Genomic DNA, 8,137 nt, shown 5'->3' on the forward strand with positions numbered 1-8,137 from the left:
GAGTAATACGGGAGCGGGGTAGCATTCAACCGGAATTGAAATGGCAATGCACTTGGCATTTAGGTGTTAGTAGCTTATGCGTCGCCGCGTAGCTCGTCTCGTTTCCGCGGACACCAACAGCTATCCAGGCCCACACAAAACAGGCCACACCCTCCATGCAGAAGGTGTGGCCTATTATTCATTATGCGTCCGCTGGTTGTGCGTCATTAGTTTCTTGTTCATCAGGGAAGGTGATATGGAACGTGGTCCCGGCTCCTAACTCTGATTGAACGTCGATAGTACCACCATGTTGCGCCACCAGCTGGTGCACAATGGCTAAGCCGAGGCCGGATTCACCGTACTTGGTGTTCTTCCGCGACGGGTCAGCTTTGTAGTACCGCTCCCAGATGTTTTGCACCTGGTCTGCGCTCATCCCGATACCATCATCACTAATGCTGAACTCGGCCTGCTGGTAGCCTCGTTGACCGGTGATTCGAACGTGGCCGTTCTGGGTAAATTGAATGGCGTTTTGCACGATGTTGAAGATAATCTGCACGAAGCGGTCGTGGTCGGCGTACACCATCAGGTCCTCTGGTACGTCGACAATGAGCTCATCCCCGGCACTTTCTGCTTTCTGATGGAGCTGCAAAGTGACGTTGTCAATGTCGCGCTTGGCTTTAAACGTCTGCCGTTGCAGGATGATTTGGTTAGTCCGAATCTTTTCGTAATCCAGGTTTTCGTTCACAATCCGGATGAGGCGCTTCGTTTCGTTTTGCATCAACTCAATACTCTTGGCCTTTGATTCTTCGGGAATGGCATCGTACGCTAGCCCCTCAAGCAGGCCGTTAATCGTGGTCAGTGGGGTCCGCATTTCGTGAGCCGCATCGGCCATGAACTGACGCCGCCGATCCTCCTGGCGTTCAATTTCTTTTTCGCTTGCTTTGAGTGAGTCGGTCATGTTGCTAAAGTCGCTGGCGAGTTCGCTAATTTCATCACGACCCGTGGTTTCCAACTCAACGTCATAGTTGCCCTGAGCAACTTCGTGCGTGGCGTTACGCAACCGGTCAATCCGGCGGTTAGTGTACCGGGCGATAAAGTAGCTCAAAATCACGGCCACGGTAGCAGAAATAATGAACCCGATGAGGACACTCCGCTTGGTCTTACTAATGGTCGTTTGAATGGCCTCTACGGGTTCGTATGCCGCGATAACGTAGAGTAGTTTTCCCGAATAGAATACGGGGCGGTAGAAGATTGTGATGTTTTGCGTCTTGCCGTTGCGCGGGTTGGTGGTTGCCGCCTTGACGGCTACACTGTCACCGGATTTCAGTTGTTGCCAATATTTCGACTGAATACTACCGCCCGCCACGCCCGGATAGCGCATCTGATTTTTCGAGTTATAGATGACAAAGTTGACGTGTTGACCGCTCAGAATCCGTTCGCTACTTTGAATAAATTCACTGTTGATGGTGGACTTATTGAGTAGCGCATTCTGTTCCAGATTGCTGGTGTAACTGGACAGTTGGCGAAAGTTGTCTTCCCAGGCCGCAGTGGTGGTGGAATGAATGAAAAGAGCAGCCACCACCAGCAGCGAGACGATGATGGTGGTCAACATACCAATCATTTGTTGGTAGATTAATTTCATTGATCGAGACCCGAGTCATCAAACTTGTAGCCCACCCCCCAAACAGTTTGGATGACCTGGGGGCCGACCTTCTCAATCTTTTGCCGTAACTTCTTGATGTGGGCATCCACGGTTCGTTCATCACCGAAATATTCATATTCCCACACCAGCTGCAGTAGCTGATCACGGGAGAATACTTGTTTCGGATTGCTGGCCAGGGTGCGTAACAAATCGAACTCTTTGGGTGTCAGACCCTCGATTTCGACGTCGTTGAGGTAAGCCTCACGGGTCTTGGTACTGAGCTTGAAGTGGTTGGTGGTTACATCGTAATCCCCATTGTCCGTGGTGGTTTCACTGTCCCCGCCAATTTCCGCGCGACGGTGGAGTGCCTTAATCCGCGCAATGAGGGTGATTGGAGAAAATGGCTTGGTCACGTAATCATCCGCGCCAATATCCAGACCCAGAACCTGATCACTTTCAGTGTCGCGGGCGGTCAGCATGATCAACGGGACGGTGGAGCTGATGGCGCGAATTTCTTTGGCCACAGCCATGCCGTCCAGTTTGGGTAGGTTGAGGTCAAGGGTAATGAGGTCAAAGTCGTCGGGATTGGACTTGAACTGGTCGAGTCCTTCCTCGCCATCGTACGCGTTCACGTATTCCCAACCTTCCTTTTGGAAAAACATATCCATCATTTCAGAAACGGATTGGTTGTCTTCGATCATCAAAATTTTCATTAGCAGTAAACCTTCCTCATTAATTAGTTTAATTAGTTTTATTTGTGTTGGTTATGCCTTCTACCAGTATACACTTGTTCATGATGCAAAGGCGGTGTGGGTCTCGGCTCCCTTACCTGGGTTACGGGCTAGCCGAGCCGGCGTCACGGGGGCACCGCTTTGATTTTAGCGGCCAGAGATGATAGAATAATATAGCAATATCGGGGGTGTAATGGTCTCGACATTGGCATCTGCGCATGTGGTGCACTCCGGAGGGCTCGGCTCCGTCATCAACGGCACAGTTAATATAACTGCTAAAAACGAAAACTCTTACGCTCTCGCTGCCTAGGTAGCTTAAGCGTGATCCGCCTAGCTTCACCCAAGGGCTAGATACGGGTCTCAAACTCATTGGGTTACGGCGGCCGGTGCTACTCGAGCTTGTCGCAAGAGATAGTGGGTATGCGTTCGTGGGTTAGCCTGGTTGGCCGGCGCGCCACGTTCGCGAGATTTAAATAGGTCGACTATGAGTGTAGAGCCATGTGTTGGCGGGGTTAATGGACAGGAGTTCGATTCTCCTCACCTCCATTTTGACCACTTTGGGGTGGTACGGACAAGACCGGGAATGCTGTTAAGTCAGTGTTGTTGGTCTTTTTGTTTGGAGCGGGATAGGGGCGTCTTGGGAGCTTGGCACATTTTTCTATCCGCTTACCGTCCTATTTCTCCTCAATTTATGGATATTCTAACCATTGTTTATGAATTTTCTGCAAAGGAGCAATGATGTTTAGATAACCAATTACCTTTAGTACTGCTGTAATGTGTACAGATTCTGATTGCTTTCAAAGTTGTCATACGCGGTGGACATGTTAAACGTTTTTCCGCCATCGTTTGAATTAGCAATTGCAAATCTTGTGGAATCCGTATCGGAATTGTCTGTAATTGAACTACCCGTTTGCCAGTTCTTAGTGACGGTAACACCCTGAGGAGCTATAAGAAAGCTTAGTTGCACGTAGGCTGTTTGTTCACTACTGGAATTATTGTTAGGGTCAACGTTGTACTTAAATGACCCGGAAACATTGACCACCAAAGTTCCATCTGGGTGTCGCAGCACCTTGGTGAATGAGTAATCGGCAACGTCTCCGGAGGCCGTGACACCAGATGATGTTTGGTTACCAAAGTCGAGGCTGATTGTGGGGATTGCACCATTTTCATAGATGCCACTCAAATAATCATACTTGCTCGGGTCGCTAACCGTTTTGGTGCCAGCATCCGGTGCGCTTTGAGCAGTACTTGTGCTTTCCCCAGCTTGGTTATTAGTCGCCTTTGACTGTCTGCTAGATGTGAACACACTACTACTGCTTTGGGCAACACGATTATCCTGGTTGGGTGTTCCTGGTCGCATGTTGACCAATATTACCGCGATGATCGTTATCGCCAACAGTACCCCAGCAGTGATGGCGCTGATAATCCAGCCAGTTCGTTGGTGTTGGTGGCGCATATCTTGACGTGACATAAATATCTCTCCCAGTATTTAAGTTGTGGACTTTATTTGGTACTGAAAGCGTATCACGTGCATGTTTGATGGGCAATTGCATACCCATCCCAATACCCCAAACGGCCCAGAGCGTCGCACAATTGCGATACTTTGGGCCGTTAATTTATTAATTGAGCGCGGTGACCTGTTGTTCCCGTGGTACCGGGAAATCAGTGACGGTGCTTTTGTTCATTAACGCCTCGGTGAGGTGGACGGCGCTAATATCGCTGCTTTGGTATGGCTGAAAGTAGTACGTGGGGTTACTCATTTGCATGTAACCCCGATACTGAGTGTAGTCAAACTTACCGTTGGCCTGTAGTTTGACGCCGCGCGGAATGTCGAACGGTTCGAGCAGGTGGTTGACGGTGTTGATAGCCACTTTGTCAGGAACAGCGGGAGCATATTCTCGCATGAAGGCGGCGCGGACAAACCGGGAGGTCGACGTGTAATCGCCGGGTAAGCCTAACGCACCGGCGCCGGGCCCAATCTGTTTGGCCGTGTAGCCATTGAATTGCCGGTCAGGCTGGCCACCGTTTTCGAGCTGAACGTAGTTGCCCAGATTCTGCCGGTGCCAGGCAAAGTCGGGGCTGTTAGTCATTACGCCGATCTGGTTGTCGTACCAGTGAATACCTTCCGCCTGCATCTCTAGTACACCGCAATGACCCGCCCGGTCGGCAATTATCCAGTGTAGTGGCACGTTGGCTTTGAGTAGGGGGAGCGCAAAGTTGACGACGTTAATCTGGTCCAAGTGCGCGCGGACCTCGGCGGTGCTTTGGTTGACACCCAAAATCCAGTTCACCAATTCAAATGATGCCAGGTTGAGCTTTCCGCTAACAGGCTGGTCCGAGTAGTGCGCCTCATCACTAAAGTACAGCGTGGCGGCACTGAGCCCGTGCTCGTTGACGCCATCGACAACGATATAATCCTGAAGTTTGGCGCCGGCACCGACAAAACCAAACTTGGTCGTGAAGCTCCGTCCGGTGACACTCTGAAAGTTGTACTTACGCGGAATAACAACGGGGTTACCGCCAAGTTCAAAGCCAAAGTCCATTGTGCGAGCCAACCAGTATTGGCCGTCACTGGTCGCGTAGGTCATGCTTGTGCACATAATTGTGCCTTCTTTCTATAGTATGCGGTTGTGAGATATATCGATTGCTGCAATTATTTTAGCACTTATCTTTGCACGTGAGATGGGTGGATCCCCAACCCCAAATTGTGCACCCCAAAGTGGTGGGTGCACATATTTGCCCGCGGCCACCGCCAAATAGGCGGAAAAACTGCCGCGTTTAGTCTGACATCGGTCATACTTTGGTCATCTTTGTTCAGTATCTTCTTAGCTATGGCACAGGGGCGCGCAGCCGCTGTCCAAATGCGCAGCAAGGAGATGCAAAAATGAACTTCGTCAAACGTGCGTGGCTCAACCTCATCGCGAGGAAGGGCCGAACATTATTATTAATTCTCGTGACTTCAGCAATCATGTTGTTCGTCATGGCGGGGTTACTGATTCGCAACGCCGCAAACACCGCGACTGAGAACGCCAAGGATAGTGTCGGCGCGACGGTGACGCTGACCGCTAACCGTTCCGCGGCCTTTAAAAAGATGCGGCGGAGCATGAGCAGTAGCAGTGGTAAGCCGTCAGGCCGACCGACCATTACAACGACCCCGGTGTCGTTGAAGACGGCCCAAAAGATTGCCCGGCTGAACAACGTTGAGAGCTACGCCGTCAGCGTGTCCACAACCGCGAAGGCATCTGGCTTTGATACCATCCAGACTTCCAACGGCTCTGGTGGTCCGGGGATGAGCAACTCTAGCAGTACGAGTAGCGTCACCGTGAGTGGGGTCTCGAGTACCAGCAGTAACAGTAGCTTTAGCGACGGGACGTACAAGATTAAGTCCGGTCGGGGCCTGACGAGCAAAGACGTGGGGTCAAACAACGTCGTGATTGAAAGCGAGCTGGCGAGTGAAAATAACCTCAAAGTTGGTTCGACTATCAAGGTGAAGGCGACAACGGGGACCAAGAAGACTTATTCGCTCAAGGTCGTAGGTATCTATAAAGCTAAGAGCAGCTCGACTGCCAGCGCTGGTCCGGGACAATCCGATCCGGCGAACACCATCTTTACGGGTTACCAGCTTGCCAACAAGATTAAGGGGACCAAGTATGCGGGTACCGCAGATTCTGTAGTCTTCACGGTCAGCAAGCCGGCCAAAGTGAGTGCGGTGAAGGCAGCGGGCAAGAAGCTGATTAATACCAGCAAGTTTAGCCTGAGTACCGATGATAGTAGTTACAAGCAGGTTAAGGCGTCAATGAGTAGCGTCACCAGCTTTGCCAACAAGATTGTCTGGTTGGTTGCCATCGCCGGGACCATCATTCTTGCGTTGATTGTAATTTTGATGATCCGGGAGCGGCGGTATGAAATTGGTGTGCTGCTATCCCTCGGCGAACGCCGCTGGAAGGTTGTGGCCCAGTTCTTCGCTGAAATGGTCGCCGTACTCATTGTGGCGGTCGGGATTGCTGCTGTCGGTGGCAAGTTCGTTGGTGATAAGCTTGGCCAGCAACTGATTAGCCAGGAGTCGCAAAGTACCAGCTCCATGACGGTTGCTTCCCAGTCTGGTGGTCAAGGCGGCCAGATGGGTGGCGGTGGTCCGAGCCAAGGCGGCGGGCAGATGCCGGGTCGTTCAGGCAACATGATGTCAACGGCTAAACAGCAACAGGCAAAAATTTCCACGCAGGTTTCAGTGTGGAGTTTGCTACAGCTCTTCGGTATGGGGTTGATGATTATTCTGGTGGCCATTATGCTGGCGGCCGGCGGTATCTTACGGCTACAGCCGAAGAAGGTTTTGATTGAGTAGGAAGGTGATTGAATGCTAGAAACCAAGAAATTAGGCTATTGGTATGGTCATGAGGACGACGCACTCTTTAAGAATGTCACGCTCAGCTTTGACGCTGGCAAGTCATACGCGATTGTTGGCCAGTCGGGGTCGGGGAAGACGACGTTCCTGTCGTTGATTTCCGGACTGGATGTGCCCAAGGCTGGAGTGATTGAATTCAACGGTCAGGACATTAGCAAAGTCGGACTAACAAATTACCGCCAGCATGACGTTGCGATTGTCTTCCAGTCATACAACCTATTTAACTACATGTCCGCACTGGAAAACCTGATGACGGCGATGGCCATCACAGGTGCTCAGCACAAAGGTGATAAGGAATTTGCGCGGCAGATGTTAGCCAAGCTAGGGCTGACGGATGAGCAGATGGTTAAGAACGTGCAGAAACTGTCAGGTGGGCAGCAGCAGCGGGTAGCGATAGCGCGCACCATTTGTTGTGACGCTCCTTTGGTGGTGGCGGATGAACCGACTGGTAACTTGGATGAACAAAACACGGTTGAGGTGATCGACCTCTTTCAACAGATTGCACACGAGCAGCACAAATGTGTCATTATCGTCACGCACGAATCGGAGGTGGCAGCGCGGTGCGATGTCGCCATTCGTTTAGCGGAGCGGACGTTCCGGGTTGAACAACCGGCATAAGTGTATATGAAACTGGGACGGCATCGCTGTGATGTCGTCCTCTTTATGTTGTCTCATCCTGGAAGTAGTGTAGGGATTGCCGGGGCCCATCGGCTTTACGGTTCCGAGATAATGGCGGGGTGGTTGGCCGGAGCTGTGAGCCTCACGCTCTCGCCCGTCCCGGGCTACCGCGAATGTTGGAACTCGAGCAAAAAACGCTCGAGTTCCAACGTTTGATTCCGTAATTCGCTTCGCTCATAACGGAACTACGGGCATACAGCCGCCAACCATCCCGCCATTATCTCTCCACCGTAAAGCCAATGGGCACCTACCGTGCAGAATGAACATTACGTTGATGAGACCCACCGAGGTTGCCAAATTATGTAGGTCATATACCATTTGGGTGAGAAACATCCTCTGATGATACTGAACATCTCGGATTCCAGTGCAATAATGCGGGTGCAAGGCTAATATTGGTTCAATACTCCAATACGAAAGTAAGCGGTACTTCTTGGAATTTTGATTGTTATCGCTAGGCGTACAATTGTGTTGGATATAGGATGCATAACGTTGGTTTATTGGTTGTTGTTTCCCGTCATAGTAAATCATGCTGAGGTATCGGTATTATCGGTACTGAACCCACATGAGTCGTTAGAAGAACAATGGCACATGGATTGTGACACGCAAATGTAGGTTTCTGTGGCAGTTGTGGTGGAGGGGATATGGCCGGGGATCGTGGCGGCTGCAGGCCCGTAGTTCTGTTGGAATTACTGCCAGTAGTGCGTT

The 8,137-nt window shown here is 51.1% G+C and carries 6 protein-coding genes and 1 other RNA gene; 3 read left to right on the top strand and 4 right to left on the bottom strand.

Annotated features, from left to right (window positions below; translation table 11 throughout):
- Nucleotides 1-181: 181 nt before the first annotated feature.
- Together LPA02S_RS09545 and LPA02S_RS09550 are read right to left on the bottom strand one after the other, a co-directional pair.
- Entirely contained in the window at nt 182-1,621 is a 1,440-nt protein-coding gene (locus tag LPA02S_RS09545) for a sensor histidine kinase (RefSeq protein WP_054648766.1), read from the bottom strand.
- Complete coding sequence (locus LPA02S_RS09550) at nt 1,618-2,334, bottom strand: response regulator transcription factor (RefSeq protein ID WP_054648768.1); 717 nt, start codon at nt 2,332-2,334, stop codon at nt 1,618-1,620. Before LPA02S_RS09550 ends, LPA02S_RS09545 begins: the two co-directional genes overlap by 4 nt.
- A gap of 202 nt (nt 2,335-2,536) precedes the next feature.
- Between LPA02S_RS09550 and ssrA the strand changes: the two genes are divergently transcribed.
- Nucleotides 2,537-2,901, top strand: a transfer-messenger RNA (tmRNA) gene (gene ssrA / locus LPA02S_RS09555).
- A 211-nt stretch (nt 2,902-3,112) separates the two neighbouring features.
- Here ssrA and LPA02S_RS09560 read toward each other — a convergent pair.
- Nucleotides 3,113-3,823 carry a hypothetical protein gene (locus LPA02S_RS09560; protein WP_054648770.1) on the bottom strand — a complete coding sequence of 237 codons (711 nt, stop codon included), beginning with the start codon at nt 3,821-3,823 and terminating at the stop codon, nt 3,113-3,115.
- A gap of 148 nt (nt 3,824-3,971) precedes the next feature.
- On the bottom strand, nt 3,972-4,952 hold the full coding sequence (locus LPA02S_RS09565; protein WP_056956564.1) for a choloylglycine hydrolase family protein: 981 nt from the start codon (nt 4,950-4,952) through the stop codon (nt 3,972-3,974).
- Nucleotides 4,953-5,236: 284 nt separating this feature from the next.
- Here LPA02S_RS09565 and LPA02S_RS09570 point away from each other — a divergent pair, with 284 nt between their 5' ends.
- A complete protein-coding gene (locus tag LPA02S_RS09570) occupies nt 5,237-6,694 on the top strand; it encodes an ABC transporter permease (protein WP_054648772.1) in 1,458 nt (485 codons plus the stop codon).
- A gap of 12 nt (nt 6,695-6,706) precedes the next feature.
- On the top strand, nt 6,707-7,372 hold the full coding sequence (locus LPA02S_RS09575) for an ABC transporter ATP-binding protein (protein ID WP_054648774.1): 666 nt from the start codon (nt 6,707-6,709) through the stop codon (nt 7,370-7,372).
- Nucleotides 7,373-8,137: the final 765 nt, after the last annotated feature.

Origin of the sequence: Lacticaseibacillus pantheris DSM 15945 = JCM 12539 = NBRC 106106 (assembly GCF_001591865.1) — a bacterium.
GTDB classification, from domain to species: Bacteria; Bacillota; Bacilli; order Lactobacillales; family Lactobacillaceae; genus Lacticaseibacillus; species Lacticaseibacillus pantheris.

Bases quoted from the DNA above. Each gene is read 5' to 3' on its own strand.
- LPA02S_RS09570 (WP_054648772.1), top strand. From the start codon at position 5,237: ATGAACTTCGTCAAACGTGCGTGGCTCAACCTCATCGCGAGGAAGGGC.
- LPA02S_RS09565 (WP_056956564.1), bottom strand. From the start codon at position 4,952: ATGTGCACAAGCATGACCTACGCGACCAGTGACGGCCAATACTGGTTG.
- LPA02S_RS09560 (WP_054648770.1), bottom strand. From the start codon at position 3,823: ATGTCACGTCAAGATATGCGCCACCAACACCAACGAACTGGCTGGATT.
- LPA02S_RS09545 (WP_054648766.1), bottom strand. From the start codon at position 1,621: ATGAAATTAATCTACCAACAAATGATTGGTATGTTGACCACCATCATC.
- LPA02S_RS09575 (WP_054648774.1), top strand. From the start codon at position 6,707: ATGCTAGAAACCAAGAAATTAGGCTATTGGTATGGTCATGAGGACGAC.
- LPA02S_RS09550 (WP_054648768.1), bottom strand. From the start codon at position 2,334: ATGAAAATTTTGATGATCGAAGACAACCAATCCGTTTCTGAAATGATG.